This is a genomic window from Streptomyces sp. NPDC000880 (genome assembly GCF_053599675.1).
On the sequence record NZ_JBSFMS010000092.1, the window covers coordinates 13,923 to 30,537 of the forward strand.

Genomic DNA, 16,615 nt, shown 5'->3' on the forward strand with positions numbered 1-16,615 from the left:
GGCGCCCGGATGTGCCGGGGACCGACCGTGTGGGGCAGGTCCCCGACCCGCGGGACCCGGGTCGTGTCACCGGGCCCCGCGGGGGTACGTCAGACGGACTGCGGTACGACGATCTTGTCGATGTCGGGTCCGTATCCGCTGCCGCTGTCGAAGGTGATGGTGTTGGAACCCGCCTTCAGGGCCAGCTGGACGCTGACAGTCTCGGCAGTGCCCCAGTCGCCCGTGGAGGGGAACTTCAGGCTGGTGCCGTTACCGCTGTTGGAGTAGACGGTGATCGAGCGGGCGTCGCCGCTGACGTAGCCGACGTTGACGGTGTAGATCCCGTCCTTCTTCACCGTGATCTCGTTGAACTGCAGCTTGCCGCCGACGTAGAGGTTGCCGACCTTCTTGCCGCCGGAGCAGGCGTCGCATCCGCCGACGGAGGCGTTGCCCGTCAGGGTGTTGACCGCGGACTCGGCCTCGTGGCTCGTGGTCACCAGCGTGCTGCCGGCGGGCTTGACGGTGAACAGCCGCGAGCCGTGCGCGGGCAGTGTCGCGGTGATCTTGTTCTTGTAGGTCCCGAGGTTCTCCTTGTTCCACAGGTCGCGCACGGAGGCGTTGCCGGTGAAACCGAAAGATGCCCAGTTGGCGGTGGTGGAGGCCGGCGAGTCGCCGAGGTTGAACAGGGCGACGGTGTAGCTGCCGTCGGAGTTCTTGGTGCCCCAGACCTGCTGGTCGCCCACCGTGGTGACCGGACGCGCAACGGGCGAGTCGTTCTGGTCGACGGCGATGACTTCACGGTTGGTCAGCAGGGAGACGCCGTAGCTGTCCAGCTTGGTGAGGTCGTCACCGGTGTACAGAGGCGACTTGTTGATGGCCCACAGGGTCATGTAGCTCTGCCGCTCGGCCTTGGTGAGGCCGTCCATCTCGCCGTTGCCCACGTCGATGGCGTCGAGGTCGTTCCAGCCACCGGGGCCTGCCTTGCGGCTCCACGCGGGGGCGTCGTCCCACCGGTTGTCGACCGAGCTCTCCCAGGTGACGAGCGTGTTGCAGTAGCACTCGACGTCGGTGTCGATGCGCCAGCCGTTGGAGTACTTCTTCCAGTCGGCGGCGTGGCCGATGTCCATCGACCAGGAGAGCTCAAGGTGGATCGGGCGCCCGGCGGTGGCGATGGCCTTCTGCCAGGCGGCGACGTCGGCGACGTTGTTGTAGTTGTCACCGGACTTGAACGAGCCCGGGCCCACGCCGTCCAGCTTGAGGAAGTCGTAGCCCCAGTCGGCGAACATCTGCGCCTGCGAGTCGATGTACTTCTGCGCGCAGGGGTTGCCGAAGTCGATCTTGTAGGAGCTGTCCCAGCCGTTGGTGGTGCGCAGGTCCGCGTAGACGATGTCGGCGGTGGTGCAGCCGGGGGCGTTCCAGATCGGCACCTTGCCCTCGCCGTACGCCCCCTTCTCCAGTCCGGCGGGCAGGTAGATGCCGGCCTTGAGGCCCTTGGAGTGGATGTGGTCGGCGACCGCCTTCATGCCCCTGGGGAATCGGACCGGGTCGGGCGTCTGCCGGCCGTACTGGTCGAACTGGGTCTTCCAGTTGTTGTCCATCCACCAGCCGGCATCGATGTTTACGTAGTTGTAGCCATACTTCTTCAGCTTGGAGGCCAGGGCGTCCGCCTGCTTCAGGACGTTCGCCTCGGTGAGGTAGCTGTAGTCGCCGTTGGGGTTCAGGCCGGGGTACTTGGAGGACTGCATGCTCCAGCTGGACCAGCCCATGTACGGCTTGGCGGCGAGGCCGGAGGTGCCGTCCGCCGTGGTCGCGGCCGTGGTGGAGGCGGCGGTTGTGGAAGCGGTGGCGGGGGCAGCGGCCTCGGCAGCGGGGACGGCCGTCGCCACACCGGCGGTGACGGCCAGGACCAGCATGGCTCTTATGGTCCGGCGGACGGAGCCGGCGGGAGCTCCGGGCAGGGCAGGGTACGAGGATGACCGCATGGGTCGGACCTCCTGTTGTCGGGTCACGGGGATAGCGCGGTGGAACCAGGCAAGGGACGTGCGTTCCTGACGCCGGGGGACCGGCCGGTCGCGGTGACCGTCGGGACGTCGGGTCGGCGGCTCAGCCCTTGCCCGAGCCGATGGTGAGCCCGCTGATGAACTGGCGCTGGAGCGCGAAGTACACCAGCAGCGTCGGGATCGCGGTCATGAGAGCACCTGCCGCGATGAGGTTCGGGTTGGTGAAGTACTGGCCCTGCAGGTTTGCCAGCGCCGAGGTGATCGGACGCTTGTCACCCGTCTCGATCAGCGCGAGGGACCAGAAGAAGTCGTTGTAGATCCAGATGGATTCCAGGGTCGCGAGCGCCGCGAACGCCGGGCGGCACAGCGGCAGCACGATCTGGAAGAACTCGCGCCACGCCGGGGCACCGTCGACGAGAGCGGCTTCGAAGATCTCTTTCGGGATCGTCTTCATGTAGTTGCTGAGCACGAAGGTGCAGAAGCCGCACTGGTAGGCGATGTGAATGAAGATGATGCCCCAGAGCGAGTTGTAGACAAGCAGGGAGTCGCTCATCCACGGCGGCAGCGGGATCAGAAGGTACAGCCGGTACAGCGGTGTGATCAGCACCTGTGCGGGGAGCAGATTTCCCGCGGTGAAGAGCATCAGCAGTACGATGTTCCAGCGGAAATCGAACCGCGAGACGAAGAAAGCCACTGCCGCGGAGAACAGCAGGGTGCCGAGGACCGCCGGAATGGTGATGAGCACCGAGTTCCAGAAGAAGTGCGGCATCCCGGACTGACTCCAGGCGTCCGAGAAGTTCTGCAGGCCGATGCTGTGCGGCAAGGACAGATAGCCGTGCTTCGCGGTGTCGGAATAGGGCCGCAGGGAGGTGTAGACGGCCCACAGCAGCGGCACGAGCCACAGCAGCGCGATGCCGCTGAGCATGATGTGCCGTCCGGTCTGCCGCCTCGGCCGCCTGGGGGAACCAGCCGTACGCGTCAGCGGGGTACGTGACCGGGAGGCCGGCGGCGTTGCGGTCGCGGTCACTGGTCCTCCTTGCGGAATGTCTGGAAGAGGAAGGCCCCGATCGCGGCGAGGGAGACGAGAAGCAGGATGACCGCGAGGGCGGACCCGTACCCGATATGGCTGGACTCGCCGATGATGTTGTCGGTGATGAGCAGGGACAGGAGTTCCATGCCGGGTTTGCTGCCGATGCCGCCGCCGAGCACGTAGACGATGTCGAAGGCGCGCAGGGACTCCATGACGGTGACGACCAGGATGATGATGTTGACCGGCTTCATGGCCGGCAGTACCACCCTCATGAAGGTCTGGCGTCCGTTGGCGCCGTCGAGCGCGGCCGCCTCCTTCAGGGCGGGGTCGAAGCCCTTCAGCCCCGCCAGGTAGAGGATCATGATGTAACCGGTGTGCCGCCAGCCGGAAGCGACCAGTACGGCCCAGAGGTTGAGGCTGGAATCGCCCAGCCAGTCGATGTGGTGACCGGACGACGCGGCACTGATCACACCGTTCAGCAGCCCGTTGTCGGGGTCGTAGATGATCTCCCAGATGAAGCCGACGACCGCCAGGGACAGCACCATCGGCATGAAGATCGCGGTCTGGTAGACCCGGGTGAAGCGGATCTTGCGGTCCAGTTGGTAGGCCAGGAAGATACCGAACGGGGTGGGCAGCAGCACCGTGAACAGCAGCCAGATTACGTTGTGCCTGACAGCCGGCCAGAACGGCGGGTAGTTGGTGAAGATCTGGTGGTAGTTGTCCAGTCCGATCCAGTGGATGTCGGACAGGGTGAGGCCGTCCCAGCTGGTGAAGGACAGACCGATGGAGGCCAGCGCCGGCAGCCACACGAAGACCAGCAGGGCAAGCAGTGGGATGCCGACGACAGCCGTCAGGAAGAGGCGGTCACCAGGACCGAGCCGGCGAGGACGTGAGTGTGCGCGCGACGACGACCGAGGCGCGGTACGCACGGAGGACATGGTGAACCTCTCCGGTGGGATCAGGCCTTGAAGAAGCGCGAGCGCTGCGACTCGATCTTCTTGAGCAGGGCCGAGCCGTCGTCGGGGTGGTTCAGCCACTCGGTGAAGCCGGGCAGGACCACGGTGGAGATGAATCCCGGATCGCTGTCCCGGTCCCCGAACTGGGTGATGTGCTTGGCGCCGGCGATGAGTTCGGCGGACTTCTTCTGCAGGGCGTTGTACGAGCCGGTGCCGGCGCCGGAGTTGACGGCGACATTGCTCGGGTCGATGCCCATGTAGACGTTCTCGGCCTTCGCGCCGCCGAGGAACTCGAGGAACTTGTTGGCGCCGTCGAGGTTCTTCGGCTTGCGGCTGAGCATGAATCCGTCGGTGGGCGCCTCGACCGTGTCCTGACCATACGTCGGGTCGATCTCGGGGAACGCGAAGAAGTCGATGTCGGAACGCAGGGCCTCGTCGGTGATCTGCTGGCCGAGGAAGAGGCCGATGATCGCCATGCCGGACTTCTTGTCGAGCAGCGACTGCGCGGCGTCCTGCCAGGAGCGGCCGCCCGCGCCCGTCTGGTGGTACGCGCTGAGCTCGCGCCACAGGTCGATGGTCCTGGCGGCGCGCTTGTCGGTCCAGGAGACCTCGCCCCGCATCAGGGACATGTGGAAGTCGTAGCCGTTGGCCCGAAGGTTGAGGTAGTCGAAGGCGCCGAGGATGCTCCAGCTGTCGCCGCCGCCGTAGCCGGAGGCAATCGGGGAGAGCCCGTCCTTCTTCATCTGCTTGGCCAGTGCCGTGAACTGGCTCCAGTTCACGGGGATCTGGTAGCCGTACTGCTTGAAGACGCTCTTGCGGTAGAAGACGGCCCACGGGTAGTTGTAGAGCGGGACGAAGTAGTACTTTCCGTCCTCGCCCTTGGACAGCTGCTTGGCCGCGTCGCTGTAGCCGGCGCCTATCTTGTCCCACACGTCGTCGACGGGGCTGGCCAGGCCCTTCTTGGCGAAGTACTGCATGCGGTAGCCGGCGAACCAGGTGAAGACGTCGTCCGGGGTGCCCTGCAGATAGGTGGAGATGCTCTTCTGGAAGGTGTCGTGGTCGACGGTGTTCGTCTTGACCGTGAGCTTGCTGTCCTTCTCGAAGGCGTCCGTCACCGCGGTGTAGGCCTTCTTCGGTGTGGCGTCCGCGCCGTTCGACCCGAACGTCACCATCTTCGGGTCGGACGCGGCCCCTCCGCCACAGGCGGCGAGGGCGGGCATGGCCAGGGCGGCGGCCCCGACACCGAACAGCCCCTGGACCACCTTTCTACGGTTAGGACCTGCCGGGGTCCAAGGCGTGCGGCTCTGCAGCGTCATCGCTACTCCTAGTACGTGTCTGATCCGATGAAGGACTGGATCGCGGTGGCCGCGGCCCCGCGCGCCCACTCCTCGAAGGGCAGCGGACGTGTCATCACGTCGCACTGCGCGGCGGTGCCGAAGGCGGACGCGGTGAACGCGTTGCGGATGCCCTCGGCGAACAGGTCGTATGCGGCCAGGCCCTCGCCGGAGATGATCACTCGCTCCGGACCGAGGAGGTTGACCACCGAACCGATGGCCCTGCCGATGGCCTCGCCGGCCCGTACGTAGACCTCTCGGACCCCGGGGTCTCCGCTGTGGGCCAGTTCCAGCGCCTCGGCCGCGGTGGCCACGGGCCTGCCCGTGGCCTTGCGGATTCCGCGCAGGATTGCGGGGTCCGCCGCGATGGCCTCGACGCACCCGTTGTTGCCGCAGTGGCAGGGCGGGCCGAGCGGGTCGATGGACAGATGTCCGATCTCGCCGGCCACGCCGTGCGCGCCCGACACCACCCGTCCGTGCACCACCAGGCCACAGCCGATGCCGGCGCCGACGGTCACCAGGGCGAAGTCGGAGAGTCCGACTCCGGCCCCGAACCACTGCTCTGCGACCGTGAGCGCCCGCACGTCGTTGTCGACCGTGACCGGCAGCCCGGTCGCGGTCCCGGCGATCCCGGCGAGTGGTACGTCCCGCCACTCCAGGAAAGGCGAGTAGCGGACCACACCGTCTGTGCGGTCCACGTCACCCGAGACGGCGATGCCCAGCCCCCGCACCTGCACACCGAATCCGACGGCCTCCGTGAGGAGTTCCTGCACCAGCGCGATGATGGTGGGGAGCACCGCCTCCGGCTCGCGGTCCGTGAGCCGTACGTGCCGGGCAACCCGGATACGGCAGCACAGATCGGCGAGGACGGCGATGATCTCGTCTCCTGTCACCTTGACCCCGATGAACAGTGCCCTGCCCGCGTCCACCCGTACCGGGTTGGCCGGACGTCCGAGAGCGGGTCGCGCCCCTTCGTCCACGCCTTCGACCAGATAGCCGACCTCCATCAGCGGGCGCACCGCCTTGGTGACCGCGGCCGAGGACAGCATGGTCCGCCGCGCTATCTCGGTCCGGGTGAGCGGGCCGTGGGAGAGCACGGTCGTAAAGACCAGGGAAGCAGCCGGCGTCATCGCCGGGACCGCCTCATCAGGAAAGGTCGAGCGCATGGCCGGAAACTTAAGGGCGGTTCTTTTCCTCTGTCAATGAAAGAAGCAAAGTCCTTTTGAAGTACCTTGCAGGACTGCCCTCAACCTGTGAAAGCTAGACCAGGCACAGGTGTTGACAGTCGATTGAAGGCACGGTTGGCTGCTCACTACTCGTGTGGCGCTATCTGAACGTGAGGATCAATGTCTGCGATCTCCTTCGCCCCGGCCTCCGGGGTGTGGCTGCTCTCCACCGCACGCACGTCGTACGCGCTGCGGATCGACGACACGGGAGCGCCCTGCCACCTCGCGTGGGGACCACGGCTGACCCTCGCGGCGGCCGGGGAGCTCGTGCCTCCTCCGGCCGTGGAGATCAGCAGCTTCGAGGGCCGCCCCGCGGCCGGCGAGGAGCTGCCCGTCGACGGAGGGGCCCGGTACGGAGCGCCGTCTCTCCGAGTGCAGTTCGCCGACGGCACCCGCGCCTTCGAGTGGGAGCCCGTGGGCCACCGGATCGGCGAACCGGCGCCCGGAACGGCGGAACTGGCCCTGGAGTTCCGTGACCGCCACTACCCGCTGGCAGCCACCCTGCACTATCGCGTCCAGGAGGACACCGACGTCATCGAGCGCTGGACCGTGCTGCGCAACACCGGACAGGAACCGCTTTCTCTGCTGCGCGCGGACTCGGCCGCCTGGACGCTGCCGCCGCGCGACGACTACCGGATCAGCCATGTCACGGGCCAGTGGTCGGCGGAGGGCCTGCTGCACCGGGAGCCGATACCGCACGGCGAGACCATGCTCACCAGCCGGCGCGGCATCACCAGCCACCACGCGAACCCGTGGGTGATGCTGGACGCCGGCGACGCCACCGAGGACCAGGGTGAAGTGTGGAGCGCGGCCCTGGCCTGGAGCGGAAGCTGGCATGTCACCGTGCAGCGCACCCCCGACGGACGTACGGCCTTCACCGGCGGAGCGGGGCATGACGGGGCGTCACTGCCGCTCGGCCCGGGCGAGGAGTATGCGACCCCGCGCTACGCGGCCGTGTACACCGACGGCGGCTTCGGCGCGGCGAGCCGCGCCTGGCACGCGTACATCCTGGCCCATGTACTGCCGCACCCGGACGAGTTGCGCCCCGTGCTGTTCAACTCCTGGGAGGCCACTGGCTTCGATGTCGCCGAGGCCGGACAGAAAGCGCTTGCAGGACGGGCGGCGGAGCTCGGGGTGGAGCTCTACGTCGTCGACGACGGCTGGTACGGCGGCCGCCGCGACGACACGGCCGGACTCGGCGACTGGACACCGGCCGCCAAGGGCTTCCCCGACGGGCTCACCCCGCTGATCGAGGAGGTCCACCGGCTCGGGATGCGCTTCGGCCTGTGGGTGGAGCCCGAAATGGTCAACCCGGACAGCGACTTGTACCGCGCGCACCCGGACTGGGTACTGCACTTCCCGCACCGCACCCGCACCGAGCTGCGCAACCAGCTGGTGCTCAACTTGGCGCGCGACGACGTCGCCGAGTGGGCGTACGGCTGGCTGACACGGCTGGTCGCGGACAACGGCATCGACTTCCTCAAGTGGGACATGAACCGCGCCTTCAGCGAGGCCGGCTGGCCCGGCCACGAGGACGGCCAGAACGTGCTGTGGACGCGGTACGTGCACAACCTCTACGGCATCATCGACCAGCTCCGTGCGGACCACCCGGGGCTGCGGATCGAGACGTGCAGCGGGGGCGGCGGCCGCGTCGACCTGGCCATCCTCTCCCGTACGGACCAGGCGTGGCCGTCCGACAACACCGACGCGGCGGACCGGGTCTCCATCCAGCACGGCTTCAGCCAGATCTACCCGGCACGGACGATGGCGGCCTGGGTTACCGATGTGCCCAACCAGCTCACCGGCCGCTCGGTGCCGCTGCGTTACCGCTTCCATGTCGCGATGGCGGGGGTACTGGCGGTGGGCGGCGATCTCGCGCACTGGACGGCGGAGGAACTCGTCCAGGGCGCCGAGCTGGTGGCGGAGTACAAGAAGGTCCGTCATATCGTGCAGCACGGCACCCAGCACCGGCTGCGCGGCCCCGTCGACGACGCACCGTCCGCTGTGCAGTACACCACCGCGGACCGCCGGGAGGCCTTCGTGCTGGTGTGGCAGCGGGGGCCGCGCCACGGCACGCCGCGCCCCGCCCTCAGGCTCGCCGGCCTCGACCCCACCGCGCGCTACCGGGACGCCCGAACCGGCGCCGTGCATCACGCGTCCGTACTGACCGGGTACGGGATCACGCCCAAGCTGCCGTCCGGGGACTGGTCCAGCACCTCCCTGCACCTGATCAGGGTGGACGACGACGGGGGCCGTCAGTAGTCACAGCACCTGTGACCAGGATCCTTAACTGGCACCAGCCAAAGTTCATGACCTGCACTGATGCCAACAACATTCAGTAGCCCCGGCCCACAAATCAGAACTGCACCTGGCACTTTGGTACAGCGTCAGGCGCGGCTGCCGCCGACATGGTCCCGCCACCGACCGCCTCGCTGCGGCGTGTCCGGTCCGGGAGCAGCGGCTCAATCCGCGCCCACGGCGCGTCACTCAAAGACGCAACCAGACCAACGATCGGATAATCCAACAGAAATGCCCTAGATGTCCTGGAACTCGTTCGGCAGCTGATCCATCACGTCCTGGAACTCCTTGCCCGGAACGGCCTGCTGCAGCGTCATGAACACCGCGCCCGAACCTTTCGGCGCGCCACCGTCTCGTCCGTATTCGCGGACTGCCCGGGCTGCTGGCCCGGTTGGCTGAGGTTCCCGATCCCCGCAAGCCGCGCGGCCTGCGACACGGCCTGGTGTACGTGCCGGCGCTGGCTGCCTGCGCGGTGCTGACCGGCGCGACCTCGCTGCTGGCGGTCAGCGAGTGGGCGGCCGATGCCCCGCGAGAGGTACTGGACCGCATCGGCGCCCGCCGCTGCCCGCTGACCGGCACCCGGCCGGTGCCGTGCGAGACGACGATCCGCCGCACCCTGGCCCGCCTCGATGCCGATGCACTCGACCGGGCCGTTGGCGCCTGGCTGGCCGACCGCCGTGCTCAACCTAGCCCGAAGAACCGGCGGGCGGTGGCGGTGGACGGCAAGAGCCTGCGCGGCGCCGCCCGGTCCGGTGGCCGCAAGATCCACCTGCTGGCCGCACTCGACCCCGCCATGGCGCCGGACCGGCGTGGGCCCGGCCGCGATCGCCGGCGCAAGCCCGGTTCACAGGGTCGCCAATCCGCTGACCTTCCAGATTCGGGTCGCCACTTGGAGGTTGAGGCGGCTCTCGACGTCGTTCAGCCTCCGGCCGCTGACCTCATGGATGCGTTGCAGCCGGTAGCGCAGGGTACTGCGGTGGATGGCGAGCGCGCGGGCCGTCCTGTCGTAGTTGCCACCGCAGTCGAAGTACTGGGTGAGGGTGGGCACGAGATCGGTTCCGTGCGCGACGTCGTAGTCCAGGAGATGGCCGAGCCATTCGCGGACGAACTGCTCCACCTCGCGGCCGTCGTCGCCCCGGGCGAGGATGCGGTAGAGGCCCATCTGGTCGAAGTCGGTGGCACCGTACGGTGGCTGGGAGCGTCGGCGGACACTCAGCGCCCGGGTGGCCTGGTCGAAGGACCGGGGGAGGCCGTCCGTCACCTCACATGGACCGCCGATGCCCACGGCACCCCGCCGGGAGTCCAACTCGCCGGCCACGGCCTCGTACAGCGCCGCGCCGTGCGGCTCCCCCTGGACGATCAGAACGGCTATCTCCGAGCGTCTGGCCAGTAGCGACCGCATGCCCAGCGCCTGGGCGGCACGGGAGACCGCCCGCATGAACCGCTCGTTCGCGGGCGTGTCCTGCCACTGCACGACGGCCACATGGTGCATGCCGTGCAGGTCATGGCCGACCGCTTCCGCCCGGGTGTACGTAGCGCTGTCGTCGGCGCCGGTGATGAGATCGTTCACCAGCTCGCGCCGCAGCCGCAGTTCGACTTCCGCGAGGTTGCGGCGGTGGGCGAGTTCGAGGGCCAGAGCGGTGCATGCGTGCTCGAGAGTGAACTCCTCGGCTTCCCCTGCCTCGGTGGCGGGGTCGATGAGGGCGATCGTTCCGAGGATCTCGCCATGGTGGCGGGCCAGTCCGACGAGCCGGTCCTTGTCGCGGACGGGGCTCAGCGCGCGCATGGCGTCCTGGAGGAGCTGCTCCCGCCTCAGCGGTTCGGGCTTGCCGCAGGCGGGGGCGCCGGGCCCTGCCCAGGCCAGCAGGTTCCCGAAGCGGTCCTCGACGCATGCCGGCAGGCCGGTCAGCTGGAACACCGCACGGGCGATGCCGTCCTCCCCGTCGTCGGCCACGCTGGTCCGGGCGAGGACCTCATGGACGGTGCGTTGTTGCTCCAGTTTCGCCACCAGCGCCGTGAGCCGTTCGTTGGTGGCTTCGCGCTCCTCCTTCACCCGGAGCGTCTGCCAGGCGTATTCCCGGTCGCGGCGGCGGGAGTCGGCGTTGTAAAGGGCGGCTCCGGTGGGCTGGGCAAGCGCGTAAACCAGGAAGCGTTGGTCGTCGGACGGCGGCTTCTCCGCGCTGACGACGAGGTAGCCGATCAGCCCGCCGGCGCAGCGCAGCGCGACCGCCCACCCCCAGTCGTCCTCCCGGAGCCGGACCGGCCCGTCCTCCCCGCCCAGTACCGTGAGCTGCTCATCCGCCCGGGCCATGTCCCGCCGGGCGTGCCCGCCGTCGGTGTCCGGGTCGGTGACCGCAGCCAGCTGGAAGCGTTCGTCCTTCAAGAGGTAGCAGGCCTCGGGCCGGCACGGTCCGAGCCGGGGCACCGTGGCCATGGCAAGGCGCAGGATCTCGGCCTCTTCACGCCCATCGAACATCACCATGGCCAGAACGAAAAGGCTGTACAGATGCGCCAGCTGCTCCCGGCTCCATGTGCCCGGAGCGGTGACGGGCGCCTGGCCCTGGACGCTGCTCGTCCCGCTGTTACGGCGAGTCGGGCGAGCCAACCCATGGGCGCCGCTCTGTGCGCCATACATAACCCAAAGCGTACCTTTTGCACTGTTTCTGCGCCTTCTGCGGTTGGCCCGCTTCGCCTATTCGGTCTGGTTGATCATTGGGGTTCCGGCGGGGCCGGGTCTCACCTCTCCCCGCCGTGGGGCTGTGTCCCCGCAGGCGTCTGCCGGGGCGCCCGGTAGCTTCCGTCGGGCAGCTGCTCGGCACGTGACTCCCTGACTGCTTCGTGCAGGGCTTTCCGGAAGCGGCCGGGGCCCCAGGAGCGTCCGCCGACTGTGCACAGCGCTGCCTGAGACCGGGGCGGCCGGCATCCTGACGGCCATGCTCCCCGCGCCTTCGTGGGCGCGCGGGTGCGGATGCGGGCCGGCTCCGGTCCGGCAGCGTGTGGCACGGCAGCCTCGCCGACCATGGCCGGTTGCGTGATCGATGACCGCTCTTCCGGTCCGGCTCGCGAGCTGTGAGGTCCGGAGCCCGGCCGAGAAGCACAGGCGGGGAGCGGTGGTGAAGGTCTCGCTGCGGCGGACGGGAATGCCTCAACGAGGCGTACTCCGTGCTCTCCGACCCCAAGACCCGTGCCCGCTACGACCGCTTCGGCGAGGACTTCCGGCAGATCCCCGAGGACTACGACGAACGGGTGGCCGCCGGCGCGGGTGCCGGATTCGGCAGCTGGGGAGGTGCGGCCGGCGGAGAAGGCGGACCCCGCGTCCGGTACGTCCGGGGCGGCGACGCCGGAGGCGGCATCGACTTCGAGGACCTGTTCGGCGGGCTCTTCGGAGCCGGCGGTGCCCGCGGCCCCGTACCCGGCGCCGACCAGGAGGCCGAACTCCCCCTCACCGTCGAGGACGCCTATCGCGGAGGCAAGCGCAGCATCACCCTCGCCGGTCCCGGGGGACAGCGCACCTTCGATGTCAACGTCCCCCGCGGTGTCGTCGACGGGCAGCGCATCCGTCTGTCGGGGCAGGGCGGCCGTGGCAGCGGCGACGCCCCGCGCGGCGACCTGTATCTGCGCGTACGGATCCAGCCCCACCCGCAGTTCCGGCTCGAGGGCCGGGACGTCAACGTCCAGCTTCCCGTCGCCCCTTGGGAGGCCGCGCTCGGCGCCACGGTCCCCGTCCCCACCCCCGGCGGCACCGCGAAGGTCACCGTCCCCGCGGGCTCCTCCAGCGGCCGCCGCCTCCGGCTGCGCGGTGAGGGCATGCCGAACCCCCGCGGCGCCGACGGCGACCTGTACGCGGAGCTCCGCATCATGGTGCCGCCCAAGCTCACCGACCGCGAGCGGGAGCTGTTCGAGGAGCTCGCCGCCACCTCCTCCTTCGACCCGAGGAAGCAACGATGAGCACCCATCCACCGCGTACCTCCGCAGCGGCCCGGAGAACGACGGCCGTCCGTTACGCCATGGTGCCCGTCCCGGCGCTCGGCCTGGACGGCGTCGCACGCCGCTCCGGGCTCCACCCCGAACTGATCCGCCGGCTCGTCGCGCTCGGCCTGGTCGACGCCCATCGCGACGCCTCGGGGCAGTTGGTGTTCCCGCCGTCCGCACCGGCGACCCTCGCCCGTATCCAGCGGCTCCGTACCGGACTCAACCTCAACTATGCCTCCATCGGCCTGGTGCTCGACCTGCTCGAGCGCATCAGCCTGCTCGAAGCCGCGCTGCGGCACAGCGGTACGAGGAGTGATCAACTTCCATGGATATGAACCGCCTCACCCAGAAGTCGCAGAAAGCCCTGCAGAACGCCCAGACCACCGCCGTACGGCGCGGGCAGACCGAGGTCGACGGAGAGCATCTCTTGCTGGCCCTCATCGACCAGGAGGAGGGGCTGGTACCGCGGCTGCTCGAACAGACGGGTGCCGACACCGGCGCGCTGCGCACCGCACTCGAGGCCGAGCTGGCCCGTAAGCCGAAGGTGACCGGTCCCGGGGCCTCTCCCGGGCAGGTGTTCGTCACCCAGCGTCTGGCGCAGCTGCTGGACACGGCCGAGAAGGAGGCGAAGCGGCTCAAGGACGAGTACGTGTCGGTGGAGCACCTGGTGCTCGCCCTGGCGGACGAGGGGTCGTCCACGGCCGCGGGGCGGGTGCTGAAGGAGCACGGCATCACCAAGGAGGCGTTCCTGAACGCCCTCACCCAGGTCCGGGGCAACCAGCGGGTCACCTCGGCCAACCCCGAGGTGGCGTACGAGGCCCTGGAGAAGTACGGCCGCGATCTGGTCGCCGAGGCCCGCGACGGCAAGCTCGACCCGGTCATCGGCCGTGATACCGAGATCCGCCGTGTCACCCAGATCCTCAGCCGCAAGACGAAGAACAACCCGGTGCTCATCGGCGACCCCGGCGTCGGCAAGACCGCCATCGTCGAAGGCCTCGCCCAGCGCATCGTGCGTGGCGACGTACCCGAAGGGCTCCGGGACAAGACGGTGTTCGCCCTCGACATGGGCTCACTCGTCGCCGGAGCCAAGTACCGCGGTGAGTTCGAGGAACGCCTCAAGGCCGTGCTCAGCGAGGTCAAGGCCGGGGAGGGCCGGATCCTGCTGTTCATCGACGAGCTGCACACCGTCGTGGGCGCCGGCGCGACCGAGGGCGCGATGGACGCGGGCAACATGCTCAAGCCCATGCTCGCCCGCGGCGAACTGCACATGATCGGCGCCACCACGCTCCAGGAGTACCGCAAGTACATCGAGGCCGACGCCGCGCTGGAGCGTCGTTTCCAGCAGGTGATGGTGGACGAGCCGACGGTCGAGGACACCATCTCCATCCTGCGCGGCCTGCGCGAGCGGCTGGAGGTCTTCCACGGCGTCAAGATCCAGGACACCGCGCTCGTCGCCGCCGCGACCCTCAGCCACCGCTACATCACCGACCGGTTCCTGCCGGACAAGGCCATCGACCTCGTCGACGAGGCCTGCGCCCGGCTGCGTACCGAGATCGACTCCATGCCCGCCGAGCTGGACGAGATCACCCGGCGCGTCACCCGGCTGGAGATCGAGGAGGCGGCGCTCTCCAAGGAGACCGATCCCGCCAGCCGGACCAGGCTGGAGGAACTCCGGCGCGAACTCGCGGACCTGCGCGCCGAGGCCGACGCCAAGCACGCCCAGTGGGACGCCGAACGCCAGGCCATCCGCCGCGTCCAGGATCTCGGCCGTCAGCCGGAGGCGGGCACCTCGCGCACCACGTCGGTGGGCTTCTTGTCGAATCGAAGGCCGAGGAAGCGGGGGTGCCGCAGCCTGCCGTCTCGGGTCCACTCGGTGAAGCCGATCTGGGCAACCAGCTCCGGACGCACCCAGTGCGCGCCGCGTACCCGCATCTCGGGCCCCGCCTCGAACGGGGAACGCGACTGCCGCAGAGCCTCCAGGCGGCGGCGCAGGTCGAGCAGGGTGGCCCGGTCGAAGCCGGTACCGACCTTGCCTGCGTAGCGCAGGCGCCCGCCGTCGTAGTAGCCCAGCAGCAGCGCGCCGAAGCCGGCCCGGCTGCCGGTTGGCTCGGTGAAGCCGCCGATGACGAACTCCTGCCCGGCGGCGCACTTGAGCTTGAGCCAGTCGGACGACCGTCTGGCGACGTAGACCGAGTCGGCGCGCTTGGCGATCAGCCCCTCCCAGCCGCGGGCGCACGCCTTGTCCAGGAGCTCCTGCCCGCCATGGTTGCGGTGCGGCGTGAAGCGCAACGGTCCGCGGAACTCGAAGGCGCTGCGCAGCAGCTGCTTCCGGGTGCGCAGCGGCAGCCGGGTGGTGTCGCAGCCGTCCAGCCGGAGCAGGTCGAACAGGAAGTAGACGACGGGGACCCCGCTGGCCAGGGCCGTGCGCGGGTCGGTGAGCTGCATCCTTCGTTGCAGGAGGGAGAAGTCGGTGCGGCCGTCACGGAGTGCGACGATCTCGCCGTCCACGATGAAGTCGGAGCACTCCTGCTCCGCCAGGGCGGCCGCGACCTCGGGGTAGGTGGCATTGAGGGGCAGGCCATTGCGGGAGAGGAGCTGAACGCGGTCATGGCCGCGCAGTCCGAGGGCACGTTCGCCGTCCAGTTTGCGTTCGAAGAGCCAGCCACCGTCGAAGGTCCGCCGGTCGCTGAGCACGGCCAGCATCGGCCGGTCCACCGCGTGCCCGTCCGGTGGCGGGCAGCGCAGGCGGTCTCGTTGTTCCACGGGCAGCCGGTCCAGCAGTCCAGCCCGCATGGCCGCCTCCTCCCGGGTCCGGATGCCCGCCTCGGAGAGTCAACTCCCGGGATCGCCCTCCGCTGCCTGGAACGTCCTGGTCCAGGTGGCGTCGCACCGGCAGCGGGACTGCTCGATCAGATCGCCGTCCTCGGACACGGCCAGGCCGTGGTTGAAGCGGACGTGAACATGCTGACTCATGGCCGGCCGCCTTCCGCTTGTAGTCTCGGGCAGGAGCTGCTGACGGTCCTGCCCGTCCATCATGCAATGGCTCCGGCACGACGGCGACGTGACCGTCGACACGTACAGGGCCGCTGCCTTTCCCCGCCCCGCCGGAGGCGGCGAAGCCGATTTCCCGGTAGCGGTAGGGGCGGCGGTCGCCGTGGCCGCAGGAGGCGGCAGCAGGATCGGTCCCTCTGACGCTTCCTGCCACATCGCGGCGGCAGATAGCAGGCCCATGCTCGGGGCGCGATCGGGCGCCGGCTGGAGCAGACTGGTGGAGGGCCGGACGGCACCACGGCGCAGGCCGTGCGCCCGCATCCGCTGCGTCCCCGATGCGGCGCGCGTCCGCCGCCTGCCCGGCCGCCCCATCCAGGTGAACAGGCAGCAGGCCGGCTACCTCAAGGTGCGGGCGTTCGGGGTGGTGACTCGGCGCGGCAGGGGTGATCGGATGGCAGGTGCGAGCGTGTCGGCCGGAGCCGGTGAACGGCTGCTGGAGGCGCTGGTCAGGACCGCCCAGCAGGCGTCACCTGTGGAACTGCCGACGGCCCTGGAGCGATATGCCGAGGCCATGGGTATGGGCCGTGCCATCGTCTACCTGGCCGATCTCCAGCAGAGAGTGCTGCTGCCGCTGGTCGAAGGCGAGCCGGACCTGGACGTCGACGCTTCCCTGGCCGGATGGGCCTACCGGACAAACTCCCTGCGGGTGGAGGAAGACACGTCCGGCGGGCTGACCCTATGGCTGCCGCTGGTCGACGGAGCGGAGCGGCTGGGAGTCCTGGAACTCCGCATGGAGACACTGGACGGGGTCAAACTCTGGCGCTGCCGG

Annotated in this window: 10 protein-coding genes and 4 pseudogenes; 6 read left to right on the forward strand and 8 right to left on the reverse strand. The window is 69.1% G+C overall.

The window, feature by feature from the left end; translation table 11 throughout:
• Positions 1-89 precede the first annotated feature (89 nt).
• From ACWDO5_RS25295 to ACWDO5_RS25315, 5 genes are all read right to left on the reverse strand, one after another.
• Positions 90-1,961, reverse strand: a complete 1,872-nt coding sequence (locus tag ACWDO5_RS25295; protein ID WP_450532648.1) for an alpha-galactosidase D — start codon at positions 1,959-1,961, stop codon at positions 90-92.
• Positions 1,962-2,082: 121 nt separating this feature from the next.
• On the reverse strand, positions 2,083-3,006 hold the full coding sequence (locus ACWDO5_RS25300; RefSeq protein ID WP_450532649.1) for a carbohydrate ABC transporter permease: 924 nt from the start codon (positions 3,004-3,006) through the stop codon (positions 2,083-2,085).
• Entirely contained in the window at positions 3,003-3,947 is a 945-nt protein-coding gene (locus tag ACWDO5_RS25305; protein ID WP_450532650.1) for a carbohydrate ABC transporter permease, read from the reverse strand. Before ACWDO5_RS25305 ends, ACWDO5_RS25300 begins: the two co-directional genes overlap by 4 nt.
• Before the next feature lie 20 nt (positions 3,948-3,967).
• On the reverse strand, positions 3,968-5,281 hold the full coding sequence (locus ACWDO5_RS25310) for an ABC transporter substrate-binding protein (protein ID WP_450532651.1): 1,314 nt from the start codon (positions 5,279-5,281) through the stop codon (positions 3,968-3,970).
• An 8-nt stretch (positions 5,282-5,289) separates the two neighbouring features.
• Positions 5,290-6,465, reverse strand: a complete 1,176-nt coding sequence (locus ACWDO5_RS25315) for an ROK family protein (protein WP_450532652.1) — start codon at positions 6,463-6,465, stop codon at positions 5,290-5,292.
• Positions 6,466-6,645: 180 nt separating this feature from the next.
• On the opposite strand from ACWDO5_RS25315, the gene ACWDO5_RS25320 reads away from it, so the two are divergent.
• Together ACWDO5_RS25320 and ACWDO5_RS25325 are read left to right on the forward strand one after the other, a co-directional pair.
• Positions 6,646-8,787 carry an alpha-galactosidase gene (locus tag ACWDO5_RS25320; protein WP_450532653.1) on the forward strand — a complete coding sequence of 714 codons (2,142 nt, stop codon included), beginning with the start codon at positions 6,646-6,648 and terminating at the stop codon, positions 8,785-8,787.
• 427 nt (positions 8,788-9,214) lie between these two features.
• Positions 9,215-9,478, forward strand: a pseudogene (locus ACWDO5_RS25325) (transposase family protein); the annotation flags it as partial.
• Positions 9,479-9,667: 189 nt separating this feature from the next.
• Here ACWDO5_RS25325 and ACWDO5_RS25330 read toward each other — a convergent pair.
• A complete protein-coding gene (locus ACWDO5_RS25330) occupies positions 9,668-11,458 on the reverse strand; it encodes a PucR family transcriptional regulator (RefSeq protein ID WP_450532654.1) in 1,791 nt (596 codons plus the stop codon).
• 509 nt (positions 11,459-11,967) lie between these two features.
• Here ACWDO5_RS25330 and ACWDO5_RS25335 point away from each other — a divergent pair.
• The 3 genes and pseudogenes from ACWDO5_RS25335 to ACWDO5_RS25345 form a co-directional block, all read left to right on the forward strand.
• Positions 11,968-12,771: pseudogene (locus ACWDO5_RS25335) on the forward strand (DnaJ C-terminal domain-containing protein); the annotation flags it as partial.
• Positions 12,768-13,130, forward strand: coding sequence for a chaperone modulator CbpM (locus ACWDO5_RS25340; protein ID WP_450532655.1), 363 nt, complete (start codon positions 12,768-12,770; stop codon positions 13,128-13,130). The pseudogene ACWDO5_RS25335 and the gene ACWDO5_RS25340, both read left to right, overlap by 4 nt.
• Positions 13,121-14,575: pseudogene (locus tag ACWDO5_RS25345) on the forward strand (ATP-dependent Clp protease ATP-binding subunit); the annotation flags it as partial. The gene ACWDO5_RS25340 and the pseudogene ACWDO5_RS25345, both read left to right, overlap by 10 nt.
• Here ACWDO5_RS25345 and ligD read toward each other — a convergent pair.
• Both ligD and ACWDO5_RS25355 read right to left on the reverse strand, forming a co-directional pair.
• Entirely contained in the window at positions 14,566-15,588 is a 1,023-nt protein-coding gene (gene ligD / locus ACWDO5_RS25350; protein ID WP_450532656.1) for a non-homologous end-joining DNA ligase, read from the reverse strand. The pseudogene ACWDO5_RS25345 and the gene ligD sit on opposite strands and share 10 nt — an antisense overlap.
• Positions 15,589-15,627: 39 nt before the next feature.
• Positions 15,628-15,768 (reverse strand): hypothetical protein, encoded by a 141-nt coding sequence (locus ACWDO5_RS25355; RefSeq protein WP_450532657.1) that lies wholly within the window; start codon positions 15,766-15,768, stop codon positions 15,628-15,630.
• 256 nt (positions 15,769-16,024) lie between these two features.
• On the opposite strand from ACWDO5_RS25355, the pseudogene ACWDO5_RS25360 reads away from it, so the two are divergent.
• Positions 16,025-16,615 (forward strand): annotated as a pseudogene (locus ACWDO5_RS25360) (hypothetical protein); the annotation flags it as partial.